The sequence below is a fragment of the Streptomyces sp. NPDC048172 genome (assembly GCF_043202595.1).
GTDB lineage: Bacteria > Actinomycetota > Actinomycetes > Streptomycetales > Streptomycetaceae > Streptomyces.
This window is the reverse complement of sequence record NZ_JBIDAT010000005.1, coordinates 778,569-792,942: the sequence shown is the minus strand read 5'-3', so window position 1 is coordinate 792,942 and position 14,374 is coordinate 778,569. Positions and strand designations below refer to the sequence as shown.

Below are 14,374 nucleotides of genomic sequence, written 5' to 3'. Positions count from 1 at the left end.
GCCTCAGCGGCGGCGCGCGGTGAAGCCCGGGCCGACCGGGGTCATGACGCGCTGCACGTCCGGTGTCGGAGGCGTCCCGCCGATCAGCCCGAGGTCCAGGTCCGCCGTCAACCGGCCGAGCACCGTCTCCAGTTCGGCGCGGGCGAGGCGGGCGCCGACGCACATCCGGGGCCCGGCGCCGAAGGGCAGGAAGGCCCCGCGGTCCGGCGTCAGGTCGCGCCAGCGCGCGGGGCGGAAGGCGTCGGGGTCGTCGCCGTAGCACTCCGCCGTACGGTGGATGACGTACGGCGAGACCATGACGGCGCAGTCGGCGGGCAGTTGCCACTCGCCGCAGACCTGCTCGCCGCACGCGTTGCGGAAGAGCAGCCAGGTCGGCGGCCACAGCCGCAGCGACTCGTCCAGGACCCGGCGGACCTCGTCGGGGGAGTCGTCGTCCCGGCCGAAGGCCCGCACCGACTCCGCCGTCTCCTCGGCGGCCTCCGGGTGCCGGGCCAGTTCGGTCATCGACCAGGTCAGTGCGGCGGCCGGGACGCCGTACGAGGCGATGCCGTTGGAGACGAGCATGCGGACGAGGAGTTCGGGCGGCGTCTCCGCCTCGGCCAGCCTGTCGGCCAGGCCGCCGGAGCCGGGCGCGGCCATGGCCTCGCGGATCTCGTCCACGAGCCGCCGTCTGGCCCGGTGCGCGCGGACGAAGCGCGGCATCACCGCGCGGACCGGAGCGGGGAACCTGAAGGGGCTCGCCACGATCGGGAGGAGCGCCTTGAGCAGCGTGCTCACGGCGTCGGACACCCGGGGCACCGAGCGGGTGCCGAACCAGAAGCGGACGAAGGAGCGCCCCATCATCCGTTCCAGGTCGTCGACCGCGGCGCGGACCTCGCCCTGCCGGGCCCACCGGTCCGCGAGCTCCCCGGTCTGCTCCGCGAGCCACTGCCGGTGCTCGGTGAAGAGGTCGGTGGCCATGGCGGCCTGCATGCGCCGCCGTCCGTCCATCCACTCCTCAAGGACCGGATCCCCCTTCTGGGTCTCCATGTCCTCCAGCATGAGGTTGGCCGCGGTCAGGAAGTCCGTGTTGGTGCGCCGCAGCACTTCGTGGGCGGCGTTCGGCTCGGCCACGAGCACCGTGCCGGGGGAGAGTTCGACCACCGGACCGTGCTCCTCGAAGGCCGCGCGCAGATGGCCGAGTCGGTCGCGTTCGTACGCCTCCACCATGCGGGCGGGGGAGTGGCCGGTCGACGGCGGTCGCCGCGTCCGTGCCGCGCCGTCCGTCTCCACCTCGGTGCTTGTGCCGCTGCTCATGCCGTCACCTCTCCCGTTCCGCCCCGGCGCAGATCGTCGGGCCGGCTCGCGGACGAACCAGCCCGACGGCAAAGAGGTCCTACGTCACTTCTTCTCGGCCCAGGGCCACGGGTAGTACCCGCTGACACCCTTCTGAACGAAGCCGAGCTTGTGCGCGATGACGAAGTACGTGCGCTTAGCCATGACAAACCTCCTTATCCGTTGCCCTTGTGGGGCAGATGAGAGGGACGGGAAGAGTCTTGCCCAGAGGTGTGCACGGGGTCAACACTGCGTCATGCGCGGGTAGTTGGGGACGAGGCCCGTGTTGTGGGACGGACCGGACTTACGACCTGCACGAGCGACGGAGAGGGATCCCATGACCTGGGTCACCGGCAGCACCCTGATCAGGACCGCCGACGACATGCTGCCCGGCAGCGAGCTGGAGCGGCTGACGGAGGCCGTGCGCAGGGCGACGGAACCCGAGCGCGTCGCCGGGGGAAGCTCGTACCACACGACGTTCTGGTACGAGACGGGGAGCGAGCCCGGAAATGCCGTCGAGAACGTGATCGCCACCTTTCTCCGGCCACGGATCCCGGAATCCGTGGAATCCGCCCTGGTCGGCACCGAATGGTGGCTGGGGAGGCTCTCCGCGCCCTACAGCGAGAATTTCGAGTTCGGCGCGCACCACGACGTCGGCCGGAACCCGGATACCGGCGAGTTCGAGAACCCGCTGCTCAGCAGCGTCTTCTATCTGACCTCCGTCGACGACGGCGCGCTCGCGGTCTTCTCCGGCGAGCCGGATCTCGCGGCTCCGGACCGGGAATTCGTCTTTCCCCGGGCCAATATGTTCGCCATGTTCCCCGGGGCGCAGTGGCACGCCGTCGCCAGCCGCGACGACGTGCTGCGGGACGACACCCCGCACCCCTCGCCCTCACCCGGGGGAAGTGACGAACTCCGGCTGACGGTCACCGTCAACTGGTGGCATTTCCGCCCCGAATCCCACGCGGCCGGTCCCATGCTCCAGATCGCGGGCGACTACACGGGGGAGACCTACCCGGAACTCCTCGTCCGGTAGCGGGCGTAGATCAGGCCGCTGGCGAAGGAGCGCTCCTCGACCAGGTCGAGATCGAGGCGGACGCCGTCCGGGAAGAACCGCTTGCCGCCGCCGACCGCGCTCGTGGTGACGAACAGGTGGTACTCGTCCACCAGCCCGGCCGCGATGGCCTGCGCCGCGAGGTTCGGGCCGTCGACGGTGAGGTCGGACGCGGACTCGGCCTTGAGCTTGCGCACCGCGTCGGGGTCGAAGGTCCGCTCGATCCGGGTCTTCGCGCTGGACACCGACTCCAGCGTCGTGGAGTACACGACGGGGCGGAAGACGTCGTTGACGAAGGTGTGCACCTCGGAGTCCTCGGCCCCGGTGCCGAGACCGCCCTCCGCGGCCTCGGCGTAGCCGTCGAGCGAGGTGATCATCGAGTAGATGAGCTTGGCCATGAGTCTCCTCCGGGTCAGGGTCCTGTGTGGTCTGACCCCCGACAGCCCCGGAACTCAACGACGCGTACCCGGTGGCCGGGATCAACCGCAGTTGAGCCTGGCGGTGGGCCCCACCTTCCACGGGCTCACCTGGCCGTCGACGACGGCCCGCACGATGACCCTGTGATCGTGGACTCCGGCACAGGGCGCGGTGAGCCGACGCGATTGACTGCCGTACCACGTCTGCTGCGCATCGTCGGCCCAGCCCCACCAACGGGAGCTCTGGAGCTTGGCGTTCCACTTGACCCCCTGACCGCAGCCCCGGGTGACGACCGAGGCTGTCACCCCGGCGCCGCCCCTGGTCGGCGCGTTGAGCTCGACCACGCAGGCCAGAGCGCGTGTGGCGGAGTCCGTGTCCGGTTTCGCCGCCTGCGCGGGTCCCGCGGCGAGAAGACCGACGGCCAGCAGTGCGGAACTCGCGGTGGCCGCGGCGGTGACGCGCTTGAGCTGGTGCGCACTCTTCATGGTTCCCCTTCGCTCGTGTGCTCACGACTTCCTGACACGAGAGTCCATGCCAGGGGCCATGGCGTCGTTACGAGCGCGTGCACGGCCCTTCAGCCCGCGTGCACTGCCGGTCGTCGCCTCCTTCGGCAGCCCATGAGGTCTCGTCCGGCGGATGGCACCTGGCTCGGGAACGGCGACCGTAAGCCACCACCAGCGGTACATCTGGGCCGATACCCGCCCACCGGGTCGAGAGCAGGCCACGGCATCCCATCCTGCGCACCCGATGCGACCAGCACGCGCCCTACCGGGCACGCAGCCCGTGCCCGACCCTCACCCACATGGGCGACACCGCCGGACAACACCGCTGCGCGGACTGCGACACCCGAGGACCCGATGTCGTCGAACGCGGCGCCCCCTTCGGGCCGCTCTGCGGCACCTGCTGGGAGGGCGTGCAGAACCTCAGCGACAACGAAGACGCCCTCGCCGACGGCGCCGCCGCACCACCACTTGGTGCCGACCCCCGCTGCCGACACTGCAACAGGCTCCAAGCCCGCTACGAGACCCCCTACAACCGGTGGGTCCTCCTCGAACCCCGCATCCTCGTGCCCTGGCAGATCGTGCCCGTCGGCCACCGCTGGGTCGTCACCCCCGACGACAAGGCGATGAACACCCGCGAGCGGCCCCTGTCCTTGGACAAGACATGCCGCATCCGCATCCCCCACCATCTCGTCTGCCCCGCCGACGAACCACCCGCCGACACCCTCGACCCGTTCTTCCACGCCCTCTACGAGGAGAACCTGCGCAACTGGGACACGTGGGACCCGCCCGACGACTGCGACGGCCCGTATACGTTCGACCCGGACGGCGATGACCCGGACTGACAGCACGCGAAAGCCGGGCAGCGCCCTCGCCGCCCGGCTCCCGAGCAATCTCCTCCAGACGGGCCGACACGCACAAGATCTACCGGGGCAAGATCTAGTGGCGTACCGGGCCCCGCCACACCGTCGTCACGTTGCAGAACGCGCGGATGCCCTCGGCCGCCAGTTCGCGGCCGTAGCCCGAGCGTTTGACGCCGCCGAAGGGGAGGGCCGGGTGGGAGGCGGTCATGCCGTTGACGAAGACGCCGCCCGCCTCCAGGTCCCGGACGCAGCGCTCGACGTCGGCCTCGTCGCGGGTCCACACGTTGGAACTCAGGCCGAACGGCGTGTCGTTGGCCAGCGCGATTGCCGCCTCCAGGTCCGGGACGCGGTAGAGCGTGGCGACCGGGCCGAACGCCTCCTCGCGGTGGATGCGCATCGCGTCGGTGATGCCGGTGAGGACCGTCGGCGCGTAGTACCAGCCGTCCTCGAAGCCCTCGGGGCGCTGCGCCCCGCACAGTGGTTCGGCGCCCCGGCGCAGCGCGTCGTCGACCAGTTCCTCCAGGTCGGCGCGGCCCTGCTCGCTGGAGAGCGGCCCCACGTCCGTGGACTCGGCCATGGGGTCGCCGACGCGCAGTGCCCGCATCCCGTCGGTGAACTTCTCGGCGAAGGCGTCGTAGACGTCCTCGTGGACGATGAACCGCTTGGCGGCGATGCACGACTGGCCGTTGTTCTGCACCCGCGCCGTGACCGCCGTACGGGCCGCCGCGTCGACGTCCGCCGAGGGCAGCACCAGGTACGGGTCGCTGCCGCCCAGTTCCAGGACGGTGGGCTTGATCTCGTCACCGGCGATGGAGGCCACCGAGCGGCCCGCGGGCTCGCTGCCGGTGAGCGTGGCGGCGACGACGCGGCGGTCGCGCAGGATGCCCTCGATCGCGCCGGACGGCACCAGCAGCGTCTGGAAGCAGCCCTCGGGGAAGCCGGCGGAGCGGAACAGTTCCTCCAGGTAGAGCGCGGTCTGCGGCACGTTCGAGGCGTGCTTGAGCAGCCCCACGTTGCCCGCCATGAGCGCGGGCGCCGCGAACCGCACCACCTGCCACAGGGGGAAGTTCCAGGGCATGACGGCGAGCACCGGCCCCAGCGGCCGGTAGTGGACCTTCGCCGACTCGGCGCCCGAGTCCCGTACGTCGTCCTCGTCCGGCCGTTCGTCGGCGAGCAGCCGCTCGGCGTGCGCCGCGTACCAGCGCATCGCCTTCACGCACTTCGCCGCCTCTGCCTTCGCGGCGGCGAGGGGCTTGCCCATTTCGGTGGTCATGGTCCGCGCGATCGCGTCCGCGTCGCGCTCCAGCCGGTCGGCCGCCGCGTTCAGCAGCCGGGCCCGCTCCTCGAAGCCGGTCGTGCGGTAGGTGCGGAACGTCGCGTCGGCGGTGGCGAGGCGGTGTTCGATCTCCTTCTCGGAGAGGGGGTCGAACGTACGCAGCGTCCTGCCGTCCGCGGGGTTCACGGTGGCGATGGGCATGGTCGGACCTCCCGTAGCTGATTGCGGGTGCGCGTGCGCGTGCGGGTGCGCGTGCGCGTGCGCGGTCAGGGCCCGTAACGGGTCGGCGGGTACGGGCGCCGGGCGCGGCGGGCCTCCCACTGCTCGGGAGGCAGCACGCCCTCGGTGGCGCGGCCCGCCGGACCGAGGCCCGCGGTGCCGAGGCCCGCGGCGGCGCGCTCGGCCTCGGTCCTGCGGGCCAGCTCGTCGTCGTCCGGGCGCCTCGGCATGCCGCCGTGCTCGTGCCGTACCTCGGGGGCGTGGGACCGCTGCGGTTGGCGCTCCCTGTGCTCGTGCTTGGACATCGTTCCGCTCCTCGGGGTCCGTGACGCCCGGCCGTCACATGGGGAGTCACATGGGAGTCACATGGGGATCGGCGGGAACCGCAGGATCCCGGCGACGCCGTCGCCGACGCCCGTCCCGGCCGGGACGAGGGCGAACGACGCGTCCGTACGCGCCGCCGACCGCAGCAGTTCCCCCTCGTTCTTCGCCGCCGCGCCGTCCTCGAACAGCAGCGTCTCCAGCGCGCCCACCTCGGCGGCGTGCAGCGTGCCGGTGTGGCCGCTCACCCCGCGCTCGTGGGCCAGGCCCTCGGCCAGCCGCGCCGCGGCGTCCTCGGCGGCGCGGGTGGCGTGCTCGCCCGCGATCCGCAGCACCTCCTCGCAGAGCGTCTCCCAGGAGCCGCCCGGCTCGTCGCCGCCCCGGCCGGTCTCCACCAGCAGTCCGGCGGTCTCGGCGGGCAGTTGCTCGCGCAGGGCCGTGCGGCCCTGCACCTCGCCCGCCAGCACCAGCGCGTCCGGCGCGAACCGGTGCAGGGCCTCGCCGACGGCGGCGGCCGCCTCCTTCGCGTTCTGCGCGACGGCCTCGTCCGCGCGGCGCTGGATACGGCGGTGCGCCAGCGCGCCCTCCCGGATGTGCTGCGGGCTCTCCACCGCGCTGCCCTCGACGCGCTCGCGCGACAGCTCCGTGGGCTCGTGCTCCTCGGCGACCACCAGGCGGTGCAGGCGCGCGGACTCCTGGTCGGCGACGACCAGCAGCACGCGCACGGCGCGGGCCGCCTCGCGGACGAACGGGCCGAGCACCGGCAGCGGGTCCCAGTGCGCCGCGTCGCCGCGGCCGAGCGCCGCGTCCCAGGCGGCGTCGAAGACGACCCCGGCGTCCGCCGAGGTCACCAGCACACGGCCGGACGTCTGCTCCTCGCCGGGGCGCGGGCGGGAGAGGGCCTCCTCGGCCGCGTCCAGCGCCGCGGCGGGGGCGTGCTCGGCCTCCAGCCGTTCGCGCAGCGCGCGCCGCCTGAGCCTGGTCTGCTGCTCCGCGTCCTCCCCGGGGGACCTGCCCTCCAGGTAGACGGTGGCGAAGGGGCCCTCGCGGGCGTAGACGCGTTTGAGTGCGCTCAAGTCCATGACCTGCCCCAATCCATACGGGTCTGCCGGGCCCGCCCCCTCGGGGGCGGCGGTCACACCCCCCAGTGTCCCGGCCGTGCGCGGCCCGCGCCACGCCGGGCACCATGACCTCGTCCCGGCCGGTTACCCGGTAGTGCTCAGCTGAACCAGGAGGACTACGGTGTGTGCGGCCACATCCATGGCGGGGAGGGGACGGGGATGGACACGGGCGGCATCGACAGCTCCGTACCGCACTCGGCACGGATCTGGAACCACTGGCTCGGCGGCCGGGACAACTACGCCGTGGACCGTGTCGTCGGCGACGAGATCGCCGCCGCCAACCCGGGCATCGTCGACATCGCCCGTGTGCAGCGCGCTTTCCTGTGCCGTGCCGTGCGCTGCCTCGCGGAGGAGCACGGCGTACGGCAGTTCCTCGACGTCGGCACCGGCCTGCCCACCGTCGACAACACCCATGAGGTCGCACAGCGCGTCGTGCCCTCCGCGCGCATCGTCTACGTCGACCACGACCCCCTGGTCCTCACCCACGCGCGCGCCCTGCTGACCAGCACGCCGGAGGGCGTCACCCAGTATCTGGACGCCGATCTGCGGGAGCCCGAGACGATCCTGGAGGGCGCGGCCGGGACGCTGGACCTCGCGGAGCCCGTGGCGCTGATCCTGCTCGGCATCACCGCGCACATCACCGACGACAGCGCCTACGACCTGGTGGCACGGCTCCTCGACCCGCTGGCCCCGGGCAGCTTCCTGGTGCTGTGCGACGACACGGAGGTCGTCGACCCGGCGGCGATGAGCGAGATGATCCGGCAGTGGAACGACGCGGGCGACAACCCGCGCGTCAACCGTTCCCCCGCCGAACTCGCCCGCTTCTTCGACGGCCTGGAGATGCTGCCCCCCGGCCTCGTCTCCGTCTCCCGCTGGCGCCCGGAACCCTCCCCGTTCGGCGAACCCCCACTGATAGACGACTTCGGGGCCGTCGCCCGCAAGCCGTAGGCGCTGCCGCGCACGTTGGCCTTGGCCTCGTGCTTCGGTGTCGTCTCTTGGCGCGCTGCTGAGGGGCTGCCCCTTGCGGTGCGTTGCAGGGCGCGGCTCTCACCGTGGCTCGTCGCGCAGTTCCCCGCGCCCCTAGGCGGCACTCGTGCGGCGCGGCATCCAAACCGCCGCCACCACCGACGCCAGTGCCACCGTCACGCCCGAGGTCAGGTAGGCGAGTTGGTAGCCCCGTGCGCCGCCCACGCTGTCCGCGAGGGTGGAGAGCAGGGCGATGCCGAGGGCCGTGGCGATCTGGCGGGTGGTGTTGAGGAGGCCCGAGGCGAGGCCGGTCAGGGAGGGGTCGACGCCGCCTGTGGCGGCGACCGTCAGGGGCGTGAACGTGAACCCGGCGCCGAGGCCGAAGACCACCGACGGCAGCGCGATGTCCGGCACGAACGCGCTGTGCGCGTCGGCCGCCGCGAGCCACAGGAAGCCCGCCGCCGTGACCGCCGTGCCGACGACCGCCGCGCGCCGCGGGCCCCAGCGCGGGGTGAGCCGCCCGGCGGCCTGCGCGCCGAGCATCACCGCGAACGCGGCGGGCAGGAAGGCGAATCCGGCCCGCGTGGGGCTGTAGTGCAGGACGCGCTGGAGGTGGAGCGCGAGCAGCACGGGGCTGGCGAGATACGCGATGCCGAGCCCGAAGATCACCACGTTGGCGCTGCTCACCGCGCGGTACGTGAAGATCCGCAGCGGCATCAGCGGGGACCGCGCCCAGCGCCCCTGGTGCAGCACGAAGACGGCGAGCAGCACCACGGCCCCCGCGAGCGCGCCCAGCGCCGTGCCGAGCGCGCCGGGCGTACGGACCGTGACCACGCCGTAGACCAGCGCCGCCAGTCCGGACGTGACCAGCAGCGCGCCGAGGAGGTCGGGGGAGGAGCCGGACGCGGTGCGCGGCGCGCGCCTCGGCAGCAGCGCCCAGCCGCCGAGCGCGACCGCGAGGCCGACCGGGACCTTGACCCAGAACACCCAGCGCCAGCCGAGCGCGTCGGTGAGGACCCCGCCCGCGACCGTCCCGGCGGCGGCGCCGACCGCGCCGACCATGCTCCACAGGCCCAGCGCGCGGGTGCGCCGTACGGGATCCGCGTACGCCTGGTGGACGACGGTGAGCGTGGCGGGCATCAGCAGCGCGCCGCCGACCCCCTGGACCGCGCGGGCCACGATGAGCTGCGCGGGGTCCCCGGCGGCGCCGGACCAGAGGTTCGCGAGGGCGAAGACCGTGAGCCCCGAGACGAGCACGGCGCGCGTCCCGAAGAGGTCGGCGAGGCGCCCGCCGAGCAGCAGGAAGCCCGCGAACGTGAGGGTGTACGCGTTCACGACCCAGCCCAGCGCGCCGCCCGCGAGGCCGAGTTCGGCGCCGATGGCGGGCAGCGCCACGGAGACGATCGTGGCGTCGAGCACGACGAGGAACATCGCGCCGCAGGCCAGCAGGAGCAGCAGCCCCGGCGGTGACGAGGGCGCGGCGCTCCCACCCCGTACGCCCTCGGTCTCCGTCCTCGTTCCCGTCGCTTCCGTGGGCACGGCACACCTCTCCCCGGTCTCGGAGCTCTCCGGACACCCGCAAAGTAAGGTGAGCCTAACTCAATAGAGACCAGTGGTCACCAGTACGCCTGGGTAAAGTCCCGGGCATGACTCGTCCTGGCAAACGCCCCGGCCCGCCCGCGCGGCTGAGCCGGGAGGCGATCGTCGAGGCGGCGCTCGCCTCCGGAGACCTGGAGTCGCTCTCGATGCGGGAGCTGGCCGGGCGCCTCGGCGTGGCGCACTCGGCGCTCTACCGCTGGGTGAAAGGGCGCGAGGGCGTCATCGACCTGATCAGCGAGGCGATGATCGACCGCATCGTCCCGGCCGACCCGCCCACCCCGGAGAACTGGCGCGAATGGCTGGCCCGGCTCTCCTGGGCCGCGCACGACGAGTTCCTCGCCTGCCCCGGCTACGCCACCCGGATCTCCCGCCCCCACCGCCACACCCGGGGCTTCGGGAAGATGCGGGACGCCGTCGTCTCCGCGTTCACGGCGGGCGGCGCGGCGCCGGAGGCCGCCGAGCAGAGCTGGTACGTCTTCGGGACCTCCCTCGTCACCTGGCTCGGCGCCCAGGAGCAGCGTCTCCTCGGCGACGCGCCGGTCCGCTTCGACCTCTTCCTCGACACGATGCTGCGCGGCCTGCCCGCCGAGGAGGTCCCGACGTACGGAGCCCGCCCCGCCCGGGTGCCGGGCGGAGCGGGCTCCTCGCGTGACGCGGGGTTCAGCGGAAGGTGATCCGGTTCGCCTCGGGCCGGGCGAGCGGGTTCGCCGGTGACGTGTTCTTCTTGAGGTAGTCCACGAACGCGCCCAGGTCACGGCCGGAGTTCACGCGCTCGGTGCCCTCCCGCAGCGTCGGGAAGCCGTTGCCGCCCTGCGCCAGGAAGTCGTTCACCGTGACCCGGTACTTCCCGTCCGGGTCCACCGGCTTCCCCTTCACCCGCACCGTGCCGGAGAGCAGCCGGTCGGCGCCCTTGCGGGAGAGGTCCGCCTCGTAGCGCAGCGCGTCGGAGAGCTGGAGCACCTGCGGATACGTCGAGTTCTCGTTCGTGCCCGAGAACTGCTCGCGCAGCACCTGGACGAGCTGCTCGCCCGTCAGCGTCATGGTGACCAGGGGATTGTCGAAGGGCTGCACCTGGAACGCCTCGCCGTACGTGACGACCCCCTCGCCCTCCTTCCCCGACGCCTTGTGGACCAGGTCGGCGCGCATCCCGCCCCAGTTGAGCAGCGCCAGATCGGCGCCCGCGCCGCGCGTGGCCTCCACCTGGCCGTCGGTGAGCACGTCGCCGAGCGGCGTCTCCACCGCGTCCGAGCCGCGCCCGGGGATGTCCGCCGAGACATGGCCGACCGGCTCGTTCGCCATCTTCGCCGAGCGGTCGCGCCACTTCTCCACCACGCGCGAGACGGCGGGCTGCTCCGGGGTGTCCCGGGTGACGACGTGGTTCCGGGCCGAGACGGAGCGGCGCACGACCTCGCCGCCCGGGTCCAGCGAGAGGCGCAGATCGGTGTACGTACGGCCGAACGAGGCGGCCTGCGTGACCTTGCGGGGCTGCCCCGCCGGGTCCTTGACCGTGCACACGTACGGCTCGTGGGAGTGCCCGCTCACGAACAGGTCCACCTTCGGGCTGGCCTTGCTCGCGATGCCCTTGATGCGGCCCGTCAGCTCGCTGGCCGGGCCCTTGGCGTCGCAGTCCGCGTCGAACTCCTTGCCCGCGCGGTCGCCGCCCTCGTGCAGCAGCGTCACCACGGCCTTGACGCCCTTGCGGTCCAGGGCCTCCGCGTAACGGTCGATGGTGCGGACCTCGTCCTCGAAGGAGAGGTCCTCCGTCATCGAGCGGGACACGGCGCTCGGCGTGTCCTTGGTCGTCAGGCCGATGAAGCCGATCCGCTCGCCGTTGGGCAGCTTCTTCACCCAGTACGGCGGCAGCAGCGGCTTCCGCGCCGACTCCTTCTTGCGGTGCACGTTCGCCGCGAGATACGGGAAGGACGTGCCGTCGTACCGCTTCCCCTCCACCGCGCAGCCGTCCTTGGGGTGGCAGCCGCCCCGCTTCATGCGCAGCAGCTCGTCCGGGCCCTCGTCGAACTCGTGGTTGCCGACGGAGGAGACGTCGAGGCCCATCGTCTCCAGCGCCTCGACGGTCGGCTCGTCGTGGAACGCCGCCGACAGCAGCGGGCTGCCGCCGATCATGTCCCCCGCCGCGACCGTCAGCGACTGCGTGCCGCGGGACGTGGCGCGCGCGTCGGCGCGCGAGCGGTCGAGCAGCGTGGCGAGCCGGGGCACGCCGCCTGCCTGCACCGTCTCCGGCTTGCCGTCGGGCCCGGTACGGGTGACGCTGCCCGCGGGGCCCTCCACCGCGTCGAGATTGCCGTGCAGATCGTTGACGGCGAGGAGTTGGACGGGCGTCGCCCCGCCGCCCCCCGGTGCCGCGGGCGCCGAGGGCGCCGCGGCGGCCGAGGTGAGGGCGGGGACGAGGGCGAACGCCGCGCCGATCCCGAGGGCGGCGAGGCCGCGCCGGGAACGGGGGCGTGGTGAGGCTCCGTGCACGGGAGTCCTTTCACGGTCGACAGAAGCGTGCGGCCGGAGCGTATGGAGAAAACGCCCGCCGACCGGACCTGTGACCACGGAAAGCCCGAAGATCCACTCGCAGGAGTGGATCTCCGGCCGCCCCGCACGGGGCTCACGGGACTCACGCCTTGCGGGCGACCCCCGCGTAGAACGACGACTCGGCCGGAGTCAGCACCGTCGTGTCCGGATCGGGCCGCCACTCGTGCGGCATCACCAGACCCGGCTCGATCAGCTCGAAGTCACCGAAGAGGCGCCGCACTTGGTCCCCGTCGCGCACCTGCGTCCGCATGCCCCGCTCGTGGTACACGCGCACGGCCCGCTCCATCGCCGCCGCGTCCATGTCCGCCGTGCAGTGGGAGAGGACGAGGAAACTGCCGGGCGGCAGCGCGTCCCGGAGCCGCTCGACGATCTCGTACGGCCCGTCCTCGTCCGGCAGGAAGTGCAGCAGCGCCAGCAGCGACAGCGCCACCGGGCGCCCCAGGTCCAGCACCTCGGCGACCTCGGGGGAACGCAGGATCCGCTCCGGCTCGCGCACATCGGCCGAGAGATAGGCGGTACGGCCCTGCGGCGTGCCCCGCATCAGCGCCTTGGCGTGCTCCAGCACGATCGGGTCGTTGTCCGCGTAGACCACCCGCGCGTCGGGCGCCTCGCGCTGCGCGACCTGGTGCAGATTGGGCTCGGTGGGGATGCCGGTGCCGATGTCGAGGAACTGCCGCACCCCGTACTCGGCCGCGAGCGTACGCGTCGCGCGCGCCATGAAGTCCCGGTTGGTGCGGGTGACCGAGCGCGCCGTGGGCAGCACCGACAGCAGATCGGAGCCCGCCGCCTCGTCCACCGCGAACCAGGTCTTGCCGCCCAGCAGATAGTCGTAGACCCGGGCCCCGTGCGGGCGGGTGGTGTCGATACGGGTCGGGGGGCCGGTCGTCGTCATCGCGTGCTTTCGGTGGGGGCGGGGGCGGGGGTGTGCGTGGGGGCCGACGGCGGGGTCAGCAGGAAGTCGGCCTGGCCGTCCTTCACGGCCTCCAGGAACGCGGCGAAGCCGTCCAGCGGACAGATCAGCGCCGGACCCGTCGCGTCGGCGGACTGCCGCAGCGCCACCCGCCGCCCCGGCAGCCTCTTGGCCTCCAGGCACGTGCCGCCGTTGGGTCCGCTCCAGTTGTGCCAGCCCGTACGGCCGAGAGCCTCGGCGGGCATGCCGTTCGTCACGTGCGGCGTCATGCGTTCTCGTACTCCTTGCGCAGGTGGTGCAGCCACTGCCGGAGGTCCGGCAGGGCCTCGGACGCCATCGCCGCCATGCTGGTGTGGGCGTCCAGGTACGGCTCGATGTCGGAGCGCTCCTGGAAGTACTGGGCGCTGGAGAGGCTCTCGACGTACACCGTGTCGGGGATCTCCGGTTCGGCGAAGCGGAGATAGCTGTAGTGGCCGCCGGTGCCCGGGTGCGGGCCGACGGAGAAGGGGACGACGCGCAGCGCGACGTGCTCGCGGTCCATGGCGTCCAGCAGCGCGTCGATCTGCCGCCGCATCACCTCGGGCCCGCCGACGACCCGGCGCAGCGCCGTCTCGTCGAGCACCAGCCACAGCGTGGGCGGATTCTCGCGCTCCAGGATCCGCTGCCGCCGCATCCGCAGCTCCACGCGCCGGTCGAGCTGCTCGTCCGACTCGTACGGGAAGCCGACGCGGAGCGTCGCCCGCGCGTACTCCGGGGTCTGCACCAGGCCCGAGACGTAGTGGGGCTCGTAAGCGGCGATCAGCCGCGCCTCGCTCTCCAGGCTCAGGTAGACCCCGAACCAGTCGGGGAGCGCCTCCCGGAACGCGTTCCACCACCCCGGCTCCTCGGCCTGCTTGGCCAGCCGGACGAACTCCTCGATCTCGTCGTCCGACGCCTCGTAGTGCCGCAGCAGCTCCTTGAGATAGAGCGTGCGCAGACTCGTCTTGGCGCCCTCCATCCGCCAGACCGTCGCGAAGCTCACGTCGAGAGCCTCGGCGGCCTCCTCCTGCGACACCCCCGCCTGCTCGCGCCGCTCGCGCAACCGCTTGGCGAGGACCATGCGCAGCACGGACGGAGTGCTGCCGGGACCGGACTGGACCGGACGCCCCACGAGAACGTCACCTCCCTGACTGTCACTCAAAGCCCAGAGTGTGTCAGGGAATTGATGCTGACAACAGGGTGAAGATCGCCGAGTGAAAATTTCACGCCACCCAGCCAGCTCTACCCCCGGCCC

Annotated in this window: 15 protein-coding genes; 4 read left to right on the top strand and 11 right to left on the bottom strand. The window is 72.6% G+C overall.

Annotation, left to right across the window (positions count from 1 at the left end; translation table 11 throughout):
* Positions 1-3: 3 nt before the first annotated feature.
* Complete coding sequence (locus ACGF3A_RS25315; RefSeq protein WP_393732565.1) at positions 4-1,296, bottom strand: cytochrome P450; 1,293 nt, start codon at positions 1,294-1,296, stop codon at positions 4-6.
* A gap of 355 nt (positions 1,297-1,651) precedes the next feature.
* On the opposite strand from ACGF3A_RS25315, the gene ACGF3A_RS25310 reads away from it, so the two are divergent.
* A complete protein-coding gene (locus tag ACGF3A_RS25310; RefSeq protein ID WP_393732564.1) occupies positions 1,652-2,350 on the top strand; it encodes a hypothetical protein in 699 nt (232 codons plus the stop codon).
* Here ACGF3A_RS25310 and ACGF3A_RS25305 read toward each other — a convergent pair.
* Together ACGF3A_RS25305 and ACGF3A_RS25300 are read right to left on the bottom strand one after the other, a co-directional pair.
* Positions 2,326-2,766: a dihydrofolate reductase family protein gene (locus ACGF3A_RS25305; protein ID WP_393732563.1), complete on the bottom strand. Its 441-nt coding sequence runs from the start codon at positions 2,764-2,766 to the stop codon at positions 2,326-2,328. The genes ACGF3A_RS25310 and ACGF3A_RS25305 overlap by 25 nt on opposite strands.
* An 81-nt stretch (positions 2,767-2,847) precedes the next feature.
* On the bottom strand, positions 2,848-3,270 hold the full coding sequence (locus tag ACGF3A_RS25300) for a hypothetical protein (RefSeq protein ID WP_393732562.1): 423 nt from the start codon (positions 3,268-3,270) through the stop codon (positions 2,848-2,850).
* Positions 3,271-3,587: 317 nt separating this feature from the next.
* Between ACGF3A_RS25300 and ACGF3A_RS25295 the strand changes: the two genes are divergently transcribed.
* Positions 3,588-4,130 (top strand): DUF6083 domain-containing protein, encoded by a 543-nt coding sequence (locus ACGF3A_RS25295; protein ID WP_393732561.1) that lies wholly within the window; start codon positions 3,588-3,590, stop codon positions 4,128-4,130.
* Positions 4,131-4,224: 94 nt separating this feature from the next.
* Here ACGF3A_RS25295 and ACGF3A_RS25290 read toward each other — a convergent pair whose 3' ends face one another.
* The 3 genes from ACGF3A_RS25290 to ACGF3A_RS25280 all read right to left on the bottom strand — a co-directional run bounded on the left by ACGF3A_RS25290 (position 4,225) and on the right by ACGF3A_RS25280 (position 7,046).
* Complete coding sequence (locus ACGF3A_RS25290) at positions 4,225-5,625, bottom strand: NADP-dependent succinic semialdehyde dehydrogenase (RefSeq protein ID WP_393732560.1); 1,401 nt, start codon at positions 5,623-5,625, stop codon at positions 4,225-4,227.
* 65 nt (positions 5,626-5,690) lie between these two features.
* A complete protein-coding gene (locus ACGF3A_RS25285) occupies positions 5,691-5,948 on the bottom strand; it encodes a DEAD/DEAH box helicase (RefSeq protein ID WP_393732559.1) in 258 nt (85 codons plus the stop codon).
* 57 nt (positions 5,949-6,005) lie between these two features.
* Positions 6,006-7,046, bottom strand: a complete 1,041-nt coding sequence (locus ACGF3A_RS25280) for a hypothetical protein (RefSeq protein WP_393732558.1) — start codon at positions 7,044-7,046, stop codon at positions 6,006-6,008.
* Positions 7,047-7,244: 198 nt separating this feature from the next.
* Here ACGF3A_RS25280 and ACGF3A_RS25275 point away from each other — a divergent pair, with 198 nt between their 5' ends.
* Positions 7,245-8,033 (top strand): SAM-dependent methyltransferase, encoded by a 789-nt coding sequence (locus ACGF3A_RS25275; RefSeq protein WP_393732557.1) that lies wholly within the window; start codon positions 7,245-7,247, stop codon positions 8,031-8,033.
* A gap of 132 nt (positions 8,034-8,165) precedes the next feature.
* On the opposite strand, the gene ACGF3A_RS25270 is transcribed toward ACGF3A_RS25275, so the two are convergent.
* Complete coding sequence (locus tag ACGF3A_RS25270) at positions 8,166-9,590, bottom strand: DHA2 family efflux MFS transporter permease subunit (RefSeq protein WP_393732556.1); 1,425 nt, start codon at positions 9,588-9,590, stop codon at positions 8,166-8,168.
* 107 nt (positions 9,591-9,697) lie between these two features.
* On the opposite strand from ACGF3A_RS25270, the gene ACGF3A_RS25265 reads away from it, so the two are divergent.
* Positions 9,698-10,324: a TetR/AcrR family transcriptional regulator gene (locus tag ACGF3A_RS25265; protein ID WP_393732555.1), complete on the top strand. Its 627-nt coding sequence runs from the start codon at positions 9,698-9,700 to the stop codon at positions 10,322-10,324.
* Here the strand turns inward: ACGF3A_RS25265 and ACGF3A_RS25260 are convergent.
* From ACGF3A_RS25260 to ACGF3A_RS25245, 4 genes are all read right to left on the bottom strand, one after another.
* Entirely contained in the window at positions 10,311-12,131 is a 1,821-nt protein-coding gene (locus tag ACGF3A_RS25260) for a bifunctional metallophosphatase/5'-nucleotidase (protein WP_393732553.1), read from the bottom strand. The genes ACGF3A_RS25265 and ACGF3A_RS25260 overlap by 14 nt on opposite strands.
* A 142-nt stretch (positions 12,132-12,273) precedes the next feature.
* Positions 12,274-13,083 carry an SAM-dependent methyltransferase gene (locus ACGF3A_RS25255; RefSeq protein ID WP_393732552.1) on the bottom strand — a complete coding sequence of 270 codons (810 nt, stop codon included), beginning with the start codon at positions 13,081-13,083 and terminating at the stop codon, positions 12,274-12,276.
* The gene (locus tag ACGF3A_RS25250) at positions 13,080-13,370 is read right to left on the bottom strand and encodes a DUF397 domain-containing protein (protein ID WP_393732551.1); all 291 of its coding nucleotides are present in this window, start codon (positions 13,368-13,370) and stop codon (positions 13,080-13,082) included. Before ACGF3A_RS25250 ends, ACGF3A_RS25255 begins: the two co-directional genes overlap by 4 nt.
* Positions 13,367-14,200 (bottom strand): helix-turn-helix domain-containing protein, encoded by an 834-nt coding sequence (locus ACGF3A_RS25245; protein WP_393732658.1) that lies wholly within the window; start codon positions 14,198-14,200, stop codon positions 13,367-13,369. Before ACGF3A_RS25245 ends, ACGF3A_RS25250 begins: the two co-directional genes overlap by 4 nt.
* Positions 14,201-14,374 lie beyond the last annotated feature (174 nt).

Excerpts from the sequence above, each read along its gene's own strand:
- ACGF3A_RS25315 (WP_393732565.1), bottom strand. The coding sequence starts at position 1,296 with ATGAGCAGCGGCACAAGCACCGAGGTGGAGACGGACGGCGCGGCACGG.
- ACGF3A_RS25310 (WP_393732564.1), top strand. The coding sequence starts at position 1,652 with ATGACCTGGGTCACCGGCAGCACCCTGATCAGGACCGCCGACGACATG.
- ACGF3A_RS25305 (WP_393732563.1), bottom strand. The coding sequence starts at position 2,766 with ATGGCCAAGCTCATCTACTCGATGATCACCTCGCTCGACGGCTACGCC.
- ACGF3A_RS25300 (WP_393732562.1), bottom strand. The coding sequence starts at position 3,270 with ATGAAGAGTGCGCACCAGCTCAAGCGCGTCACCGCCGCGGCCACCGCG.
- ACGF3A_RS25295 (WP_393732561.1), top strand. The coding sequence starts at position 3,588 with ATGGGCGACACCGCCGGACAACACCGCTGCGCGGACTGCGACACCCGA.
- ACGF3A_RS25290 (WP_393732560.1), bottom strand. The coding sequence starts at position 5,625 with ATGCCCATCGCCACCGTGAACCCCGCGGACGGCAGGACGCTGCGTACG.
- ACGF3A_RS25285 (WP_393732559.1), bottom strand. The coding sequence starts at position 5,948 with ATGTCCAAGCACGAGCACAGGGAGCGCCAACCGCAGCGGTCCCACGCC.
- ACGF3A_RS25280 (WP_393732558.1), bottom strand. The coding sequence starts at position 7,046 with ATGGACTTGAGCGCACTCAAACGCGTCTACGCCCGCGAGGGCCCCTTC.
- ACGF3A_RS25275 (WP_393732557.1), top strand. The coding sequence starts at position 7,245 with ATGGACACGGGCGGCATCGACAGCTCCGTACCGCACTCGGCACGGATC.
- ACGF3A_RS25265 (WP_393732555.1), top strand. The coding sequence starts at position 9,698 with ATGACTCGTCCTGGCAAACGCCCCGGCCCGCCCGCGCGGCTGAGCCGG.
- ACGF3A_RS25255 (WP_393732552.1), bottom strand. The coding sequence starts at position 13,083 with ATGACGACGACCGGCCCCCCGACCCGTATCGACACCACCCGCCCGCAC.
- ACGF3A_RS25250 (WP_393732551.1), bottom strand. The coding sequence starts at position 13,370 with ATGACGCCGCACGTGACGAACGGCATGCCCGCCGAGGCTCTCGGCCGT.
- ACGF3A_RS25245 (WP_393732658.1), bottom strand. The coding sequence starts at position 14,200 with ATGGTCCTCGCCAAGCGGTTGCGCGAGCGGCGCGAGCAGGCGGGGGTG.